The organism is Koromonas humicola (genome assembly GCF_059726255.1).
On record NZ_AP040873.1, the window covers coordinates 4,182,756 to 4,200,094 of the forward strand.

Genomic DNA, 17,339 nt, shown 5'->3' on the forward strand with positions numbered 1-17,339 from the left:
TGATGTAGATCTTCTTCGGTCAGCTATTAGCGCGCCAGATGAAGAACCGTTTCCATGTGATATGTCTGTGGGAACAGATCCACCATGTGAGCCTGCTCCACTCGGTATCCAGCGGCGATGAGCGAAACGAGATCGCGGGACAGCGTGGCCGGATCGCACGAGACATACGCGATTCGGGGGGCGGACAATGTGGCCAACAGCTTGGCAACGCGCTCGCCAAGTCCCGCTCGCGGAGGATCGACTACTACATAGTCCCAGCGCCCGCGCGCAGATTTCAAATAGTCCTCCGTCGTGCTGTGCACAGTTTGTATGTGCGGTACGGAGGAGTTCACGGCAAGGTCTTCGAAAGAGTTCTGCGCAATCTCGACTGCCATCGTGCGCTCGAAATTGTGCGACAACGGAAGAGTGAACAGTCCCACGCCCGCGAATAGATCGAGCGCGGCTCGCCCTTCGTGTCTGGCGGTAACTAGTTCGACCAGTTTGCTGGCCAGAAAGCGATTGGTCTGAAAGAACGATCCGGCTGAGACTCGGTAAGTCCGATCCGCAACCTTGTAGCTGATGTGCGCCGCGCCCTCGATGTGCGGCGGCCCAGAGCGAAGAATCCGGCGTGAGTTGTCGATACTTCCGTCGTCAATGTCACAGTCGCTTGGTCCAGAGGCAAAGACCGCCACGCCCGCAATCTGAGGCATGTGCTCACGTAGGGACTTGGCAAAGTTCGCGAGTGAACCGGGCTTAGTCGCGTGGTGGATGAACAGCTCAACCATGAGTTGACTATCGTCGTGATTGGCGAAGAACTGCACCTCGCGCAGTGCGGTGTGCGGAGCCGCCTCGGGCGCAAGATCCCAAACTGTCGCGATAGCCTTGTTTATCAGCGGAGAGCTAATCGGACAGTGGCGCACTGGTTCAAGTTCGTGCGAGCCATGGCGATAGTAGCCAAGCGAAAACTCAGGCTCGACCACAATCTTCATGCGCGTGCGATTACGGAACCCGTATGGCTCAGCGGAGTGAATTTCTATATCCGGGACTGTTAGCTTAGCGCCGCGCTGAATCGTTTCCTGCAGGATCTGGCGCTTGAAATCAAGCTGAGCCGTGTAGTCCGAATGCTGGTATTGGCAGCCGCCGCAAACGCCAAAGTGTGGACAAGGAGCGGCAACACGCGCAGGAGATGGAGAGAGGACCTGGACGAGTGACGCTCGGGTGTACCCCTTGCGCTCCTCTGTTATTTGTCCCTCGACTTGCTCGCCGGGCAGGACGTAAGGGATAAAGACGGTCTTTCCTCGACGCTCGTCGCCAGAAGCTGGAACGCGCGCGAGACCGTCTCCCCCGTAGATTAGTTTTTCAATGTTGAACTGCACTCTACGAGGATAACCCACGCGACGAAAATCGGTCGCATCCCCGCGTGAAGACTCTAGAGATAGAACAGGCTGAGACGTGGGAGTTTGTACTTCTCCATCAACTGTTTGTTGCCGTATTGGCGCAGCAACTGGTCAATCTGCGGACCAGACATTTTGCCGCGATAAGGTGCAAGTTCCCGCTCCGCCTGGCTGCGGGCTGCCACAAGCTCGTCATCGGACGCGTTGCTCCACAACGCCGCAAAGAGCTTTTCTTCCATCACCGTCATGTGTCGCTCAAGGTCTTCGAGATCGGGGGCAGCCGTGCTGGCCTTCATGGACGCTGCAAGCTCGCGCAGTTTTGAAGCCTGCTCCGATGTAAGCGCAGCCACTGCAGGGTTCGAATGTTTGCAGGCTGCGAGTTCCGCCGCATTACGCTCGAAATACTGCGCAATGTCTTCGTTCGGAATGGTAGTCGCGTCAGGATCACGTTGCGAGCCGATGGCAGCTTCCTTGAGATCTTCGACGGCGGCAAGCACTTCCTGCTGACAGTAGGCGAGGGAGTTTATTTTTCGTGCCTTGCTCGGCCGACGATCATATTTATCGAATGCCGCATCAATGCCACGAATAGCGGCCTCAAGCGGGATGCCTGCTTCCTTCCAGGTCTCCATCAGCGCCCAGTCAAGCGGCGAACAGATGAGGATGTTGCCGCGACGGCGCTGGAAGTGCTCTTCAATTTCAGAAAAATACGAGAAATGTTCCACGATAATCCAGACTAAGTTTGCTGCAGGGACCCCGACCACAGCTATGAAATGACGCAGCGCTCACGTACCGCAGGGGCGCTTGAATTAGCGTCAATTGTTACTAGCATAGCGCAAGGTCAGCGGCGCCGATTGTGGAGATTGCGGTCCCACACAATGCGCAGCCCCATCAGGGTAAGCGTGTCGTCGATTTCCGAAAGGAATTGCGAGCCGCTGGCGATAAATGCAGCCAATCCTCCTGTGGCAACGATCTTGGCTGGTCCAAGCTCGGCAAGCAGACGTTCGAGGACGCCATCTACAAGACTTACGTAACCGTGAAAGATTCCCGATTGCAGCGAATGAACAGTATTGCTTCCAATTACGTGCGGCGGTCGCTTGAGGTCCACGCGAGGCAGGCGCGCAGTGCGGGAAAACAGCGCGTCAGCGGAGATTATGATTCCGGGAGCGATCACGCCGCCGAGGTATTCGCCGCGACTGGAAACCGCGTCGAAGGTTGTGGCGGTGCCGAAATCTACAACCACGCAGCTCTGGCGGAATCGCTCATACGCAGCAATGGCATTCACGATGCGATCCGCACCGACTTCGGCCGGATTGTCATAGTGGACAGGCATTCCGGTCTTGATGCCGGGCTCGATGAACAGCGGCTTCTGAGCAAAGTATCGCTCACACATCTGGCGGATGCGCGTCGCAAGCGGCGGCACTACGGATGCGACCACGATGCCATGCACTGCGCTGAGTTCGAGTTCGCGCATGGCAAACAATTGCCGAATCAGCACGCCATATTCGTCGGCTGTCTGATGATGCAGGGTCGAGATGTGCCACTGCGCGCAGAGTTCCGAACCGGCGCTTCCGTCGGGATTAAGAGGAAACAGCCCTAACTCCGTCTCCGTATTTCCAATATCCATTACGAGCAGCATGGCGGTTTCCCATGATAGTACAAGTGGAGGAGTGCACGGCTACTGCGAAATGGCTGACTTCGCTTTCGATTCGCTGGTGAGTAGCGATTGAGCCCACGGCATTCTCTTTACCCCCAGGCCGATCAGGAATCCGACTATTCCACCTTGCACGCTTGCGCCAAGCACCATCATGGCTTCAAAGAATGCCTCAACACTGACGCCGGCGCGGGACGCAACGTCATCAGGATAGAAAAGCGAGGTTACGGTTGCCGCGGCCGGGACGGCTAGTTTGTCCCACTTAAACAGCAGAAAGAGGGCAAACTGCGAGTGAGTGAGTCGAAGTGCCATGACCAGCATGAGACAGACTAGGAGGCCACCGATGCCGAAGACCTCCGCCCAGATCCACTCGACCCTTTGTTTCACCTTCGTTCTCCTGCAACGAAGTTTTATCAGCGAACGCCCGCGTGCTCAAGCATAGAAGTGAAGCGCGCATTGGCCTGCTCAAGTTCAATCATCAGCGTGGGAGCCATAATCGGTTCAAGCGCCGAAGCGTCGAGCTTTACAAGGTCCTTCTCTGTGGTAAGAAAGCCGTTGGCATCGTGCTGCCGAGCCAGTCGCTGCAGCAGAGCGATATCCAACGCGTTGTAGCGATGATGATCGCCAAAGGCAAAGGTCCCCACTGGATAGATTCCGATGTCGGAGAGCGATTGCCAGAACTGTCGCGGCCTAGCAAGTCCGCAGAAGGCGATAGGGCGCGTTGGCGCCGGAGCGGGCAGAACCAAGCGACGCCGAATGTGCCAGATGTTTGGGCGCGTCAGTAGTGCGGCCAGATCCTCCGAGGCCACAACAGCATCTGCGCGTGCCAGCGATGACAGTGGCTCGCGAAGTCGTCCGAAGGGCAGGAGCTTGCCCTGAAGATCGCTGTGCGAGAGCAGAACGATGTCAAAGTCGCGATGCAGGCGGCGATGCTGGAATCCATCGTCCAGGATATGTAGCCGCGCTGGCCGCCTCGAACTCGTGGCAAATGCTTCCGCCGCGAGTCCCGCCTGATATCGATCTTCACCGACGAATACCGGGGCTTTCAGTGAGCGCGCCAACAGCAACGGCTCATCACCATAGGTTTCAGCTTTGCCTTGCGGATCGACCTGCAGCACGCCCTTTGTCTTGCGTCCGTAGCCACGCGACAGGATGTCGAAGGGGATGTCCTGCGCATTGAGCCATCGCCCAAGGGTCTGCACAAACGGGGTCTTCCCGCTGCCGCCCACGCTGATATTTCCAACGCTGATGACTGGCAATTTCAAGCGCACAATGTGTGCACGTTCCGCGTCATAACGCGCATTTCGGAGCCGCACGCCCAGCGAGAACAAGAATGTAAGGGGGTCGGGAATCATGTGCGCGGCCTCCCTGCAAGTTCAAGGATGCGGGTAACGCTGCGGGCAGTGGCTCCGCGCTGTGCCGCAAGGACCTGTTGTGCGCGTTGGCCCAGGGCTTCGCGTTCGGCAGTTTCACGCAGCAATGCAACAAACGTAATGCCCAGATTCTTCGTTGTACAGCGCACAACGGCGCGTTCGGCCTCGAAGCAGGCGAGAATGTCGCGGAAATTCTCCGTGTGCGGGCCGGTAAGAATGGGACGTGCGAAGAACGCTGGCTCCAGAATGTTGTGTCCCCCGCGCGGAACCAGCGAGCCCCCCACGAAAGCAACATCAGCATACCGATAGATGGCGGCGAGTTCTCCAAGTGTGTCGAGCAGCAAGACCGCGCCACGCAGATCCTGCTCCGCAGCATTAGGCGCGGAGCGGCGTACATGACGAATTCGTTTTCCCTTGAGCAGTTGTGCGACTTCGTCGAAGCGTTCACGATGACGTGGCGCGAGCACCAGCGATGCTGCGGGATGTTCGATGAGAACCATCTCGAATGCCTGAAGTACATACTCCTCTTCTCCCTCGACCGTGCTTCCCGCTACGAGGATGGGAGCGCCCGAGGATCGCAACTGCTGGCCTAGTTGCGTCACAGTTGGCGACTCCACCGGCGGAGCAACATCGAACTTTAGATTCCCTGCGACTTCGATGCGCTCAGGAAGTGCGCCGATCTGGCTTAGGCGGTCGGCATCGGCTTTGCTCTGGGCCAGAAACAGTTCGATCGTAGACAGCACAGTTTTGAGCAGTCCACGCCAGCGGAAATATCGCGGCAAGGAGCGATCGCTGATGCGTGCGTTTACGACCGCAACTCGCGCTCCGCTATCGGCTGCGAGGCGCAGGAAATTGGGCCAGAATTCGGTTTCAGCAAGGATGACGAGCGACGGACGCAGCGCACGCAGGTAGGGACGAATGCAGATGGTGAAATCGAGCGGGAAATAAAAGACGTTTTCCGCGCCGTATTTGTCTCGTGCCAGTTTCTGCCCGGTGTGGGTGGTGGTGGAGACGACCACGCGATACCCCACCTCCAGCAACTGCCTGACCAGGGGAGCAATCGCCAGGGCTTCGCCGACGCTCACGGCATGAATCCAGGCAACAGATGCGCCATTGGGCTCCGAATGAATGCGCGAGGGTACGCGGCCGAGCCGCTCCAAAAGTCCGGCGCGGTATTTTCCAAGTCGGAACATTTGCACCAGCCACCACGGCAACGACAGCAGCAGCGCCAAGGCTAAGATTGCGCTATAGAAGAAATACACGCCAGCCATTGTAGATGGGCGACCAGAGCAGACGAAAGGAATCAGCCATCCCGGAACAGTCCCGAGGGCAATTTCGGCACCCATCCGGACACTCTCCCGCCCTATAATGCCCGTCATGAAGCGAACTGCTTGCCTCGCGATCCTGCTCGCCGCACTGGTAATAGGCGCTTTTGCCGCCCGCGACTTTGTCATGCCCCGACTGGTTCCGGCCTCGACCATGGCCAATCACGACACCCACCCAATGGAGAAGATCACGCTCGGGGCCGATGCCTATGACACCGCGGAAAAGCAGTCTATCTTCCATCCGAATATGCAGGCGCGCTCCGTCATGCCGGTTTTGGTGGTGTTCACCAATGACGGCGACGCGCCAGTAGTGCTGAGCAAGGCACGATTCCAGCTAGTAACACGCGACCGCGCCAAGGCCGATCCTTACACAATGGAGGATCTGCGCAGGGTGTTCACCAACTTGCGTGCGCCGAATTCGCGTGCGCAGGACAAACTGCCGATCCCCATGCCGGGAAAGAACAAGGCACACGGCGGACTATCGCAGGAAGATCGCGATCAACTGGAACGGGCGTCCTTTGCGGCGAAGGCCGTGGAACCTCATGGCGGACAGCAGGGCTTTCTGTTCTTCGACGTGGGTGACTTGGAAGATCCCGCTCGCGGTGCACAACTGTTTGTCACCGGAGTGACGGACGCGAAGGGCCAAGAGCTGATGTACTTCGAAGTGCCACTCGGGAAACAGTAACCACGACCGCGTCCGTTACGGTTAGCGGTCCCGAGATGCTGTATCCCGAAGTCCTAGACCTCTGGCCTTTGTGAGCAACGGGGAACAACGACAGGGCAGAATTCCGCCAGAGTTACTCGGGGCCGCTCTAGTGGTGATGCCCGCACTGGCAATAGCCAGCTTCCGCTGTGCTTCCCTTCCCTGCGAGGAACTGGGCAACGGCCGCGTCCGGGCTGGCAATTCCGGGGAGTAAGGCAGTTTGAATTCCGGCACTCTGCATGGCAGCTGCCGCGCCACCGCCCATCCCTCCGCAGATCAGCACATCGCATCCTTCCAACAGCCCTAGAGCACCTCCATGGCTGCCATTGCTACCGTGGCAAATGCCTTCATTGTGTGGCGTGTCCGATGCAGTACGCAAAACGCGACCCTTGATGTCGAGGCCTTTGACATCAAAAACGATAAATCCCCTGCTTTGTCCAAAATGCTGTGAAACTGTTTCGCCATCGATGGTGGCAACTGCAATCTTCATGACGATCTCCGTGCGTGCGTTTGGAAAAACGCATTAGGTGTAAAATACACCTAAACGTAAACTTATACTAGAGGTGAGAGGGCATCGAAATGCGCACCGCGCCTCGAAGTGAGAATCTCGGAACTCGAAATCAGGGCACCCCGGGCGCTTGCGCCATGGGGAATATCTATCGGTTCATTGAACCGGCGCTGCTTATGATGCTGCACGAAAAAGGGCAGTCATATGGATACGAACTGGCCGAGGGAATCTCCGCGTACGCCCTGACCGATTCGCAGGTGGATCGCTCAGCCCTTTACCGCACACTTCGCACACTGGAACAGAATGGGTATGTTCATTCGAAGTGGGAGGTGAAGGGGACGGGACCAGCCCGTCGCGTCTATTCGATGACGGAGAGTGGACGGGAGCACTTAGCAGAGTGGGGCGGCATGCTGGGACGCCTTGGCCAGGCTATGCAGGCGTTTTCGCGGAGGGTTCGCACGAAGTTATAATCAAGCTTCATATGGCTACAACTGCAAATAAATCGGCGGGCGTTTTGTCCAAATATGAGACGGTGATTGGTCTCGAGGTGCATGTGCAACTCCTGACCAAGACGAAGATCTTCTGCGGCTGTGCCAACATCTTCGGCTCCGACCCGAATACGAACGTCTGCCCAGTGTGCCTTGGCATGCCCGGCGCGCTCCCGGTGCTTAATGAGCAGGCGGTAGAGTTTGCCGTGAAAGCCTCGCAGGCGCTGAACCTGACGGTCAACGAGACCTCGATCTTTGCGCGCAAGAACTACTTCTATCCCGACCTGCCAAAGGGATACCAGATCAGCCAGTATGACAAGCCTTTGGCCGAGCACGGGTGGATCGAAGTTCCGACTGCCGATGGCGGCAAGAAGCGGATTGGCATCACTCGCCTGCATATGGAAGAAGACGCGGGCAAGTCGATGCACGAAGGCTTCGCCGATTCCGACACTAAGACCTACGTTGACCTGAATCGCACCGGGACGCCGTTGGCCGAAATTGTCTCAGAGCCCGAGATCAGCACGCCGGATGAAGCTTACGAATACCTTACGCGCCTGAAGGAGATCATCCTCTACACCGGCGTGAGCGACTGCAACATGGAAGAAGGTTCGCTGCGCTGCGATGCTAACGTGTCGATCCGTCCGCGTGGGCAGAAAGAGTTTGGAACCAAGGTCGAAATCAAGAACGTAAACTCGTTCCGATTTGTGCGACAGGCGCTGGAATACGAAATCGAACGTCAGGCCGAGGTGTTGGACGAAGGCGGCAAGATCGTGCAGGAAACACGCCTCTACAACCCCGGCGAGGGTCGCACATACACAATGCGCACCAAGGAACGTGCGCACGACTATCGCTACTTCCCCGAGCCCGACTTGCTACCGCTGATAGTCGATCAGGCGAAGCAGGACGCGATTCGCGCGACCTTGCCAGAACTTCCGGAGGCGAAGCGGCAGAGGTTGGTTGCCGAGTATGGACTCACCGAAGGCGACGCCTCAGTGCTCACCGCTACGCAGGCGCGTGCCGATGCGTTCGAGTCCGAGGCAAAGAAGGCAAAATCGCCGAAGAAACTCGCTAACCTGGTCATCAGCGAATTGCAAGGTCGGCTGAAAGCTGCCGGGCTCGAACTCGAAGATTCCCCGATCACCATTGCTGGGGCGAGGATGTCAGCCGATCTGCTCGAAGATGGGACGATCAGTTCGAAAATTCTGAAGGAACTGTACGACCACGCCTTCGAACAAAAGGTGGATTTCCCGGTGATCTACGAAAAGGAAAAGCCGCAGCAGATCACCGATACCAGCGAAATCGAAAAAATGATCGACGACGTGCTTGCGGCCAGTCCAAAGCAGGTCGAGCAATACAAGGCCGGGAAAACCACGCTGATCGGATTCTTCGTGGGGCAGGTGATGAAGGCATCGAAAGGCAAAGCCAATCCAGCCGTCTTGAACCAGCTATTGACCAAGAAGCTGAGCTAGAGTTTCAAAAACAAAGGCCGGAGCTGCTATGCAAGAGCTCCGGCCTTTTTCTATTGGCTACGCTCTAGTTCGTCTTCAAAACCCAGTCTGCAATCATCTCCAACACCGTAGGCGAGATCGTTTCTTCGATCTGGGCGTATTCAGTTACAGCGCCGGTTTTCGCGCTCTGAAACAGGTGGTTGAGTCCTGACAATTCGACCACTTCGAAATGCTTGTTGCCTCCCTGCTGAAGCGCCTGCCGAATGACCGGAAGATTCTGCTTTGCCGGGACCTGCGTGTCGAGCGTGCCGTTCAGCGCGAGCACCGGGCACTTCACCTTTGTAATGAGGGGTGCAGGGTCGAAGGCGAGGAAGTAGCGGAACCACGGCGAGGTTAGCACTGTAATTTCGGCATTAACCTCCGATTCTGGAAGCCACCGCTTTGCCGACTCGTGCAGCTTCTTTTCCATTTGGTCGTGGTCTTTCTCATTCAGAACGATGGCAATGTCATCACTCTCGTAGCGGGCGCGTTCTTCGGCCTTTTCTGCCGGGACTCCGGCGGCAATTGCGACCAACTTTGCCTGCTCGGGAATTAGTTTGCTACCAGGCACGGCAGATCCGGCCATCATCACGATGAACGCCACATCAGAATTTCGCGACGCGACCATGGGAGCGATGCTGCCGCCTTCGCTGTGTCCAATGAGGCCGATCTGGTGAGGAATAATTTCGGGACGAGTCTTCAGATACGCCACTGCGGCCTCCACGTCCGTCGCAAAATCGGCAGTGGTCGCTGCGGCGTAGTCTCCTTGCGATTTCCCGATGCCCCGGTCGTCAAACCGCAGCACGGCAATGCCTTTGCGCGTCAGGTAATCGGAGAGGACGAGGAACGGGCGGTGCCCCAGCAGCTCTTCATCGCGATTCTGAGGCCCAGAACCAGTAATGAGAACCACGGCCTTATACGGTCCCTTTGCCTTGGGCAGAGTCAGCGTACCGACCAACTTGATCGACGCTGCCTTGTTCTCGAAAGTAACTTCCTCTTCCGTATAGGGATAGGGTTTTACGGGATTCTGCGGCCGGCGTTCTACCAATGACTCTTCTGTAACCCGTTTCAACACCAGCGGCAAATTAGCGCCGCTTTGCGACCAGGTTCCGTCAATTGATGACGCGTCGCTACTGAGCTTGCCCTCGAACTTCGCACCGATGTTCGACATATCGACCACGACATTGTCGCCATTCTGCGTGGTCGAAACAACTGGAATGCCCCTTGCACCCTGGTCGAGGCTATCCATGGTGGCCGTCAATCCGGCGGGCGTTTTGGACACGTGGATAGCCAAGCGGAGTGAATTTCCGCTGAACGTAATCTTGCCCAGCCATACACCTTCTATGGATGACGACGTCTGCTGTGCGTGGGACGAAAGACAGGCTGCAAAGATTGCAAAGAATAGGACAAGGCGCTTCATCGAGTCTCCGTGCGAAACGGCAAGATGTGAAACGGTGAAAAAAGACAGTGAATCGTACAGCTCAGCTTCATCAGCAAATAAATACTTTGTTGCTGACTAAAGATACGCTCCAAAGCGTCCGATAGTTCATACACCATCGAGAATTTGGAGGTAAATACCCCTGACCTAACGAGTTCCTAATGGGTCAACATCTAGGGACCGAAAAGTTGTTGCGCGGTGTCGTAACTATGCTATGTTCTAGCTCCCTTCAACCATGCAAGTCTCCCCCTGATTGAAGACGAGCCTGACTACGTGCGCATCTCAGGTGAAACTGGGGGAAGACTTACGTAATGCCGGACCGGAGACTAAAGATCCTAGTGGTGGATGACGAGCGAATGATCGCCGTCATGCTCGCCGAAGTGTTTGAATTGCACGGCTACGACACGGCTATAGCTTTCAGCGGTGAAGAAGCTGTAACAGTGGCTAGCACGTTCCAGCCCGACATCCTTTTGAGTGACGTTGTGATGGGCGGCATGAGCGGAGTCGATGCAGCAATCCGGATCCTGGCTGAGCATCCTGACTGCAAGGTACTGCTGATCTCCGGGAATGCACACTACGCTGACTCGGTGGGCAGCAGATCCATTAACGAAGGCCACAACCGAGGTTTTGAATTCGAGGTATTGCCAAAACCAATCAAGGCGAGTGAACTGCTTTGCAAGATATCAGAGGTTCTTTTTACCGACACCGGCACGCACAATCAGCATCTACAAGGAGTCTAGAGGGTGTGTGCCGTAACAGTGCTGTAGGGGGTAGTTATGTTCCGTTTTGTGTCCTCCATGTTCGGATGTCCTCATGATCATTGCACGTTCCCGATCACTGCTAAGCGACCGCAATCCGTTTCAGGCCAGGGTGAACCGGTGAAAACGACCTATGTCGTATGCCTCGATTGCGGCAAAGAATTCCCATATGACTGGCAGCAGATGAAACTCGGTCCCAAGCAGGCGGCATAACGCAGGAGCGCACAACCTCGTAATCCGCACGAGCGCGCTCGCGCGGCGGTAATCAGTCGATCCCTGCTTTCCTCCCAATCTTGATTGCGCAACAAGCCCTCGGCAGAGTTCCGGGCCTGTTGCGCTCTGATAAACTAAGAGTTTCCAAGCCGAGGAAATTCCTTTTCTTATGTCGCACGAACTATCGAAGGCTTACGATCCCGCCGAAATTGAACAACGCTGGGCCGAGTACTGGGTCCGCGAAAACCTGTTCCACGCCGAAACCCCAAAGGACGCCTCAAATGTGTTCTCCATCCTGCTGCCGCCGCCCAATGTAACTGGGCGCCTGCACATGGGACACATGCTCAACCACACGGAAATGGACATCCTGGCGCGCTGGCAGCGAATGCTGGGCAAGGTTTCCATGTGGCTGCCTGGCACCGACCACGCCGGCATCGCCACCCAGATGATGGTAGAGCGGCAGTTAGCCAAAGAGGGCAAGAAGCGTCAGGACATGGGGCGCGAAGCCTTCATCAAGCGAACATGGGAGTGGCGAGAGCAGTACGGCGGCTACATCCTGGAGCAGATGAAGCGTTTGGGCGACTCGGTCGACTGGTCGCGCGAGTTCTTCACCATGGACGAGCACCTGTCCCGCGCCGTTCGCGAGGCTTTTGTCCGCTTCTGGGAGGAAGGGCTCATCTATCGCGGTACTTACATTGTGAACTGGTGCCCGCGCTGCATGACCGCCTTGAGCGATCTGGAAGTTGTTCACGACGAAACACAAGGCAAGCTATGGGAGATCCGCTACCCGGTCGTCGACATGCCGGGCGAGTACATCGTGGTCGCCACCACGCGTCCTGAAACGATGCTGGGCGACACGGCGGTTGCAGTAAACCCGCGTGACGAGCGCTACACGCATCTGCATGGACGCAAGGTGCGCCTGCCGCTGGTCGGACGCGAAATCCCCATCATCCTCGACGAACTGGCGCAGCCTGAATTTGGTACCGGAGCGGTGAAGGTCACCCCGGCGCACGATCCGAACGACTTCGAAGCCGGAAAGCGGCATGGGCTCGAAGAACTGGTCATCATGGACGAGACCGCGCACATGAACGCCAACGCCGGTCCGCAATACCAGGGACTCGACCGTTATGCCGCGCGCGACAAAGTGGTTGCCGATCTCGAGGGCGAAGGCGCTCTGGTTGGTACAAAAGATTATGTTGTTGCGCTCGGCAAGTGCGACCGCTGCAAGACCGTGGTCGAGCCTCGCATCTCGACACAGTGGTTTCTGGCGGTCAACAAAGAGACAAAGGACGGACGTCCTTCGCTAGCTCAGGTGGCTCGCGATGTGGTGAATGATGGTCGCATTAAGTTCACACCCGAGAACTACAAGGCTATTTATCTACAGTGGATGGAGAACATTCACGACTGGTGCATCTCGCGCCAGCTCTGGTGGGGACACCGCATTCCGGCATGGCACTGCGCCGACTGCAAGGAAATTACCGTCGAGCGCGAAAATCCAACCAAATGCGCCCACTGCGGCAGCGCCAAAATCGAGCAGGACACAGACGTTCTCGACACATGGTTCAGCTCTGGTCTGCTGCCATTCTCGGCCCTCGGGTGGCCGCAAAAGACGCCTGACCTCGACGCGTTCTATCCGACATCGACGCTGGTAACGGGCTTCGACATTCTGTTCTTCTGGGTGGCGCGCATGATCATGCTGGGCTGCCACTTCATGGACGAGCAGAAGACCGACAAGCGCGACATCGTGCCCTTCCGCGAGGTGTACATTCACGCTCTCGTGCGCGATGCCGAACGCCAGAAGATGTCCAAGACCAAGGGCAACGTGGTTGACCCTATCGGCGTAATCGAGAAGTTCGGCACGGACGCTGCCCGATTTACGCTGGCTGCGATGGCCGCTCCTGGAACGGATATTGCTTTCAGCGAGAGCCGCACGGAAAGCTATCGCGCATTTGCCAATAAGATCTGGAACGCTGCCCGCTTCCTGTTCATGAACGTGGATCGCGCGGCGGAGACGGGCACGTGGTCGCTTACGGAGTTCGCCGCCCATTCGCATTTAAATACCTCCGTGGGCCTGCAGGGTTTCCGGGCGGCAACGCTTGAAGATCGCTGGATCCTGTCGCGATTCAATCGGGTTGCGGGCGAAGTTTCGGCCGCGCTGTGCGAGTATCGCTTCCACGAAGCCGCCCATGTGGTCTATCACTTTTTCTGGGGCGAATACTGCGATTGGTATGTCGAACTGCTGAAGCCGCGTCTTCTGTCGGAAGATCGCGAAGTGGCTCGCGCAGCGTACGCCAACATGGTTCAGGTATTTGAAGGCGCGCTGCGGTTGCTGGCCCCGTTCATGCCGTTCATCACCGAGGAGATCTGGCAGGCGGTTTATGACGGCAAGGCTCCGCTGAAATCCATTGCGCTGGCAGCCTATCCGGAGACCGATCCTGCACAACTCGACGTGGATGCCGAGCGCGACATGGCGATCCTGCAGGACCTGATCGTTTCGGTGCGCAACATCCGGGCGGAGTTGAAGGTCGGGCAGAAAGAAAAACTGCCCATACAGGTCTTTCCGCAGGACGGGGTGCGCGCGGTGATTGCCTCAAACACTGGAGCCATCGAGCAGTTGGCCAACGTTTCGACGCTGGACTACGTGGATCACTCGCTGGCAAAGGAGTCGAACTCGCGTGCGACTGCCCGGTTTGAGGTTCGCCTGGTTTACGAGCAGAAGATCGACGTCGCGGCCGAGAAGGCTCGCGTGCTGAAAGACTTAGAGAAGATGAACGCCGAGTACACGCGCAACACCGGACAACTCCAGAACGAAAGCTTCCTGTCGAAGGCCCCGGCGAAGGTGGTCGAAGGTTTGAGAACCCGACGCGTGGAACTGGAGTCGCTGATCGAAAAGGCAAAGTTGCGCCTGACGGACCTGGACGGTAAGAGGAACTAACATGAACTGGAACAGCCGCCGCATTACCGCGATCTTGTCGAACGCGCTAATCGAAGATCAGGCGATTCATGATGCCACGACGCTGGCGACCATTGACCCGCAGCAAATGGCGATGGCCACCATCCTGGCAAAACAGGATTGCGTGCTGGCAGGAATCGCCTCGGTGCAACGCATTTTCGAGGTTTTTGCCGAGCTGGAAGGCACGGCGCACGCCTATCCCGAGGTCAGCATTCCGCAGGAGATCTTCGATGGCGTAGAACTCCACAAAGGCGAGGCCATTGCGACGGTTCGCCACAATGCCCGCGTGCTGCTGAGCTGCGAACGGCTGATCCTCAACCTGCTGCAGCACCTGAGCGGCATTGCGACCATCTCGCACAAGTACGCCAAGGCAGTGGAGGGCACTGGGGCAAAGATTCTGGACACGCGCAAAACGGTCCCCGGTCTGCGGCTGCTGGAAAAGTATGCTGTGCGCTGTGGCGGGTGTCACAACCATCGGTTAGACCTTTCAGACGGTATCCTGATCAAGAACAACCACATCGACCTCGGCGGAGGTGTAAAGGTTGCAATCGAGCGCGCTCTGGCTAACCGCAAGGGCGAGCAACCGGTTGAGGTCGAGGTGCGCGACATGCGCGAGCTGGAACAGGCGCTGAAGTACGGTGCCGAATCCATCCTGCTCGACAACATGACTCCCACGCAGACGCGCGAGGCCGTTGCGAGAGTGCGCAAGGACTTCCCTGCCATGAGCATCGAGTCCTCGGGTGGCATCACGCTGGAAAACGTTAGGCAGTATGCCGAGGCCGGAGTGGACTACATCTCCATCGGCGCACTGACACACTCGGCGCGAGCGGTCGATCTGAGCATGAGAATTCAGCCGTCGTAAGCACTCGGTACCAAAGCAAAAGAAAGGCACGGAATCTCACCGTGCCTTTCACATTCTTCGCAACTCGCTGTTACTCGTGGCGCGCCAATTCCCGAACGATGGCCGCAATGAGTAAAGGCTTGAACTTATCGAATACCCTCTCGACGGCCTGATGCACGCGTTCTGCCTCGCTGATTTCTGGCTCCTCTTCCGCGACAGCTACCATCCCGTCTGGTTCCGCCTCGGCCGCAGTGTGAACCGTCCCGAGCGCGCCGATAGCCGAGAACCCAGTCACTGGTTCGGGCACTTGCACGAGTCGCGCATGAATATCCTCGGCTCCCGGAACCTCCATGCTGAGAATTTCTGTCTCGTAGCTTTCTGGTTGCGTTTGCTGCAGTTCGGCAGCCTCAAGTTGCTCAAGTGATTGCAGGGGCTGGGCTTCTGACGACGACTCAGCCGTGAATGACGCGACTTCAACGGCAGCAGCGGCTTCGGGCAGTTCCCCACTAGCCAATGAAGAGTCCTGCTCAGTTGGGGCGACTATCGACGCGGGAACAGGGTCCGTTTCCTCGCGTGCGGGGATGATGATCTCCTCAATTTCGGGATCGTACGCGGAAGCCTCAAAAATTTGCTGTGGCTCGATCTCTGTCACAACGGGAGACGCGGGTAGCTCAAGCTCGATTCCAGTCGACTCCGGCGAATCTGTTTCCCCGACCGGAGCAATGAAAGGCGACTCGACTGGCTCGGGTGAAATCGGTGCGTCAAAAACCGATTCAGTGGAAGCTGGCTCAATGATCTCTTCTATGATTGCCGGCTCATCGGCCACATCGAATTCGGCCGGGGCCTGTGGCGCAAAGGCCGCATAGGACGTCTCCGGCTGAACTGCTGGAGGTTCCGAACTGACTGAGCTTTCAATTGAATACCCGAAATTGTCAGTACCAACTTCAACCGAAGGTGGCTCAACCGGTGGCGGCTCAACTTGCGGTACGGGGACAGCCAACTCTGGAGACTGCTCGAAGAAATTGGCCGGCTCGCCATGGTATTCCTCTACAGGAAGCGGCTCATCGGAATTAAACAGCTCTTCAAATGCCGCTCGTCGCGCCTTCTGCTCTTCGCTGAGTCCCTCTTCCTCAAGGTCCAAATCCATTGCAGGCGCGGTTTCGGTAGGCTCGGGCTTCTCGAGGGCGCTTGAAGCAAGTGCGCTGGGCTCTTCCACCTCGCGCCCCTGCACCTCAAGCAGCGGGTCGGTCCCTCCATACGAACTCACGTCCATCGGCTCGGGAACTTGGAGATATGCCTCTCCGGCGGGTGCTGGCTGCTCCGCGACATCGGGCACCTCTACCGCGTGTTGGTCAGCTTCGGGAGCAGCAAACTCCGAGAACTGCTCTGGCCCAGAGGGATGAACGTCGACAATGTGCTCGGGAGCTGCGAAATCTGGGTGCGCGAAAGCTTGAACATCCACCCCGGCGGGAGTGACCGACACAGCAGCGATTTCGGGGACTTGCTCATCGATATCGAGTCCGGCGAAAGCCGACTCAAACCTGCCTGACGTACTGGGTGCCGCGGCTGACGAGAGAAAGTCTCCGGCTGACGCCTGGAAGGGCGTATGCGTTGCATCCGGATCGAACATCAGGCTCGCCACTCCGGTCGGCTCATCGTGAACTACCGGCTGCGTGTACGTCTCCTGAACTTCCTCTTCTTCCACGACCTCTGACTGTTGCACCACCTCGGGCTCGGGCTCAGGCTCGGGAGCCAACTGGTGTGGGGCGCCAATCAGACTGCGGACCGCGCCCACAAGTTCGTTGCCATTGAAAGGCTTCACAATGACGGCGTTCGAGTGAACGTGCTCGCCTTCTTCGGGCCGATAAGGCTCAAGCTTCCCGACTGTTAGCACCACCGGAAGTGACGCCGTTTCCGCGTTGGAGCGCAGCTTCTCGCAGATTTCCAGGCCCGTGTATCCGGGCATAAAGATGTCGAGGATCGCGATCTCGGGCTTCATCTCGTTGATTTTGCGCAGCGCTTCGAGGCCGTTGCTTACCGTAAGAACGCTGTATCCGGCATCAACGAGGATTTTCTTGCCCATGTTCTGGGCGGGGACGCTGTCATCAGCAAGCAGGATATTGAGAGACACGGCGCGGTCCTGACACTTTTGGATTCTGAGTAGAACTAGAGTGTCACGTTACCGCCGTTGAGGTATGAAGGTCAATGACAGCAAGCCAAGTCACAAA

General features: G+C 57.4%; 16 protein-coding genes. 7 read left to right on the top strand and 9 right to left on the bottom strand.

Going from position 1 to position 17,339, the window contains the following annotated elements; translation table 11 throughout:
* Window positions 1–26 precede the first annotated feature (26 nt).
* From rlmD to AC6IZD_RS18205, 6 genes are all read right to left on the bottom strand, one after another.
* Window positions 27–1,373, bottom strand: coding sequence for a 23S rRNA (uracil(1939)-C(5))-methyltransferase RlmD (rlmD, locus tag AC6IZD_RS18180; RefSeq protein WP_497784999.1), 1,347 nt, complete (start codon window positions 1,371–1,373; stop codon window positions 27–29).
* Between the two features lie 35 nt (window positions 1,374–1,408).
* Window positions 1,409–2,095 (bottom strand): hypothetical protein, encoded by a 687-nt coding sequence (locus tag AC6IZD_RS18185; RefSeq protein ID WP_497785001.1) that lies wholly within the window; start codon window positions 2,093–2,095, stop codon window positions 1,409–1,411.
* A gap of 116 nt (window positions 2,096–2,211) precedes the next feature.
* On the bottom strand, window positions 2,212–3,009 hold the full coding sequence (locus tag AC6IZD_RS18190; protein ID WP_497785003.1) for a type III pantothenate kinase: 798 nt from the start codon (window positions 3,007–3,009) through the stop codon (window positions 2,212–2,214).
* Window positions 3,010–3,048: 39 nt separating this feature from the next.
* A complete protein-coding gene (locus AC6IZD_RS18195; RefSeq protein ID WP_497785005.1) occupies window positions 3,049–3,411 on the bottom strand; it encodes a hypothetical protein in 363 nt (120 codons plus the stop codon).
* A gap of 26 nt (window positions 3,412–3,437) precedes the next feature.
* Window positions 3,438–4,379: a tetraacyldisaccharide 4'-kinase gene (gene lpxK, locus AC6IZD_RS18200; protein WP_497785007.1), complete on the bottom strand. Its 942-nt coding sequence runs from the start codon at window positions 4,377–4,379 to the stop codon at window positions 3,438–3,440.
* Complete coding sequence (locus AC6IZD_RS18205; protein WP_497785009.1) at window positions 4,376–5,743, bottom strand: 3-deoxy-D-manno-octulosonic acid transferase; 1,368 nt, start codon at window positions 5,741–5,743, stop codon at window positions 4,376–4,378. Before AC6IZD_RS18205 ends, lpxK begins: the two co-directional genes overlap by 4 nt.
* 31 nt (window positions 5,744–5,774) lie before the next feature.
* Between AC6IZD_RS18205 and AC6IZD_RS18210 the strand changes: the two genes are divergently transcribed.
* Window positions 5,775–6,407 carry a hypothetical protein gene (locus AC6IZD_RS18210; protein ID WP_497785011.1) on the top strand — a complete coding sequence of 211 codons (633 nt, stop codon included), beginning with the start codon at window positions 5,775–5,777 and terminating at the stop codon, window positions 6,405–6,407.
* Window positions 6,408–6,534: 127 nt separating this feature from the next.
* On the opposite strand, the gene AC6IZD_RS18215 is transcribed toward AC6IZD_RS18210, so the two are convergent.
* A complete protein-coding gene (locus AC6IZD_RS18215; protein ID WP_497785013.1) occupies window positions 6,535–6,915 on the bottom strand; it encodes a NifB/NifX family molybdenum-iron cluster-binding protein in 381 nt (126 codons plus the stop codon).
* A gap of 89 nt (window positions 6,916–7,004) precedes the next feature.
* On the opposite strand from AC6IZD_RS18215, the gene AC6IZD_RS18220 reads away from it, so the two are divergent.
* On the top strand, window positions 7,005–7,403 hold the full coding sequence (locus tag AC6IZD_RS18220; RefSeq protein ID WP_497785014.1) for a PadR family transcriptional regulator: 399 nt from the start codon (window positions 7,005–7,007) through the stop codon (window positions 7,401–7,403).
* Window positions 7,404–7,414: 11 nt separating this feature from the next.
* The gene (gene gatB / locus AC6IZD_RS18225) at window positions 7,415–8,890 is read left to right on the top strand and encodes an Asp-tRNA(Asn)/Glu-tRNA(Gln) amidotransferase subunit GatB (RefSeq protein ID WP_497785015.1); all 1,476 of its coding nucleotides are present in this window, start codon (window positions 7,415–7,417) and stop codon (window positions 8,888–8,890) included.
* A 64-nt stretch (window positions 8,891–8,954) separates the two neighbouring features.
* Here the strand turns inward: gatB and AC6IZD_RS18230 are convergent, their stop codons facing one another.
* Window positions 8,955–10,328, bottom strand: a complete 1,374-nt coding sequence (locus AC6IZD_RS18230) for an alpha/beta hydrolase family protein (protein ID WP_497785016.1) — start codon at window positions 10,326–10,328, stop codon at window positions 8,955–8,957.
* A 329-nt stretch (window positions 10,329–10,657) separates the two neighbouring features.
* Here AC6IZD_RS18230 and AC6IZD_RS18235 point away from each other — a divergent pair, with 329 nt between their 5' ends.
* The 4 genes from AC6IZD_RS18235 to nadC all read left to right on the top strand — a co-directional run bounded on the left by AC6IZD_RS18235 (window position 10,658) and on the right by nadC (window position 15,132).
* Window positions 10,658–11,086, top strand: a complete 429-nt coding sequence (locus tag AC6IZD_RS18235) for a response regulator (protein ID WP_497785018.1) — start codon at window positions 10,658–10,660, stop codon at window positions 11,084–11,086.
* A 36-nt stretch (window positions 11,087–11,122) separates the two neighbouring features.
* Window positions 11,123–11,317 (top strand): hypothetical protein, encoded by a 195-nt coding sequence (locus AC6IZD_RS18240; protein WP_497785019.1) that lies wholly within the window; start codon window positions 11,123–11,125, stop codon window positions 11,315–11,317.
* Between the two features lie 169 nt (window positions 11,318–11,486).
* Entirely contained in the window at window positions 11,487–14,252 is a 2,766-nt protein-coding gene (locus tag AC6IZD_RS18245) for a valine--tRNA ligase (protein ID WP_497785021.1), read from the top strand.
* A 1-nt stretch (window position 14,253) separates the two neighbouring features.
* The gene (gene nadC, locus AC6IZD_RS18250) at window positions 14,254–15,132 is read left to right on the top strand and encodes a carboxylating nicotinate-nucleotide diphosphorylase (protein ID WP_497785022.1); all 879 of its coding nucleotides are present in this window, start codon (window positions 14,254–14,256) and stop codon (window positions 15,130–15,132) included.
* A gap of 70 nt (window positions 15,133–15,202) precedes the next feature.
* Here nadC and AC6IZD_RS18255 read toward each other — a convergent pair whose 3' ends face one another.
* The gene (locus tag AC6IZD_RS18255) at window positions 15,203–17,242 is read right to left on the bottom strand and encodes a response regulator (RefSeq protein ID WP_497785024.1); all 2,040 of its coding nucleotides are present in this window, start codon (window positions 17,240–17,242) and stop codon (window positions 15,203–15,205) included.
* Between the last annotated feature and the right edge of the window lie 97 nt (window positions 17,243–17,339).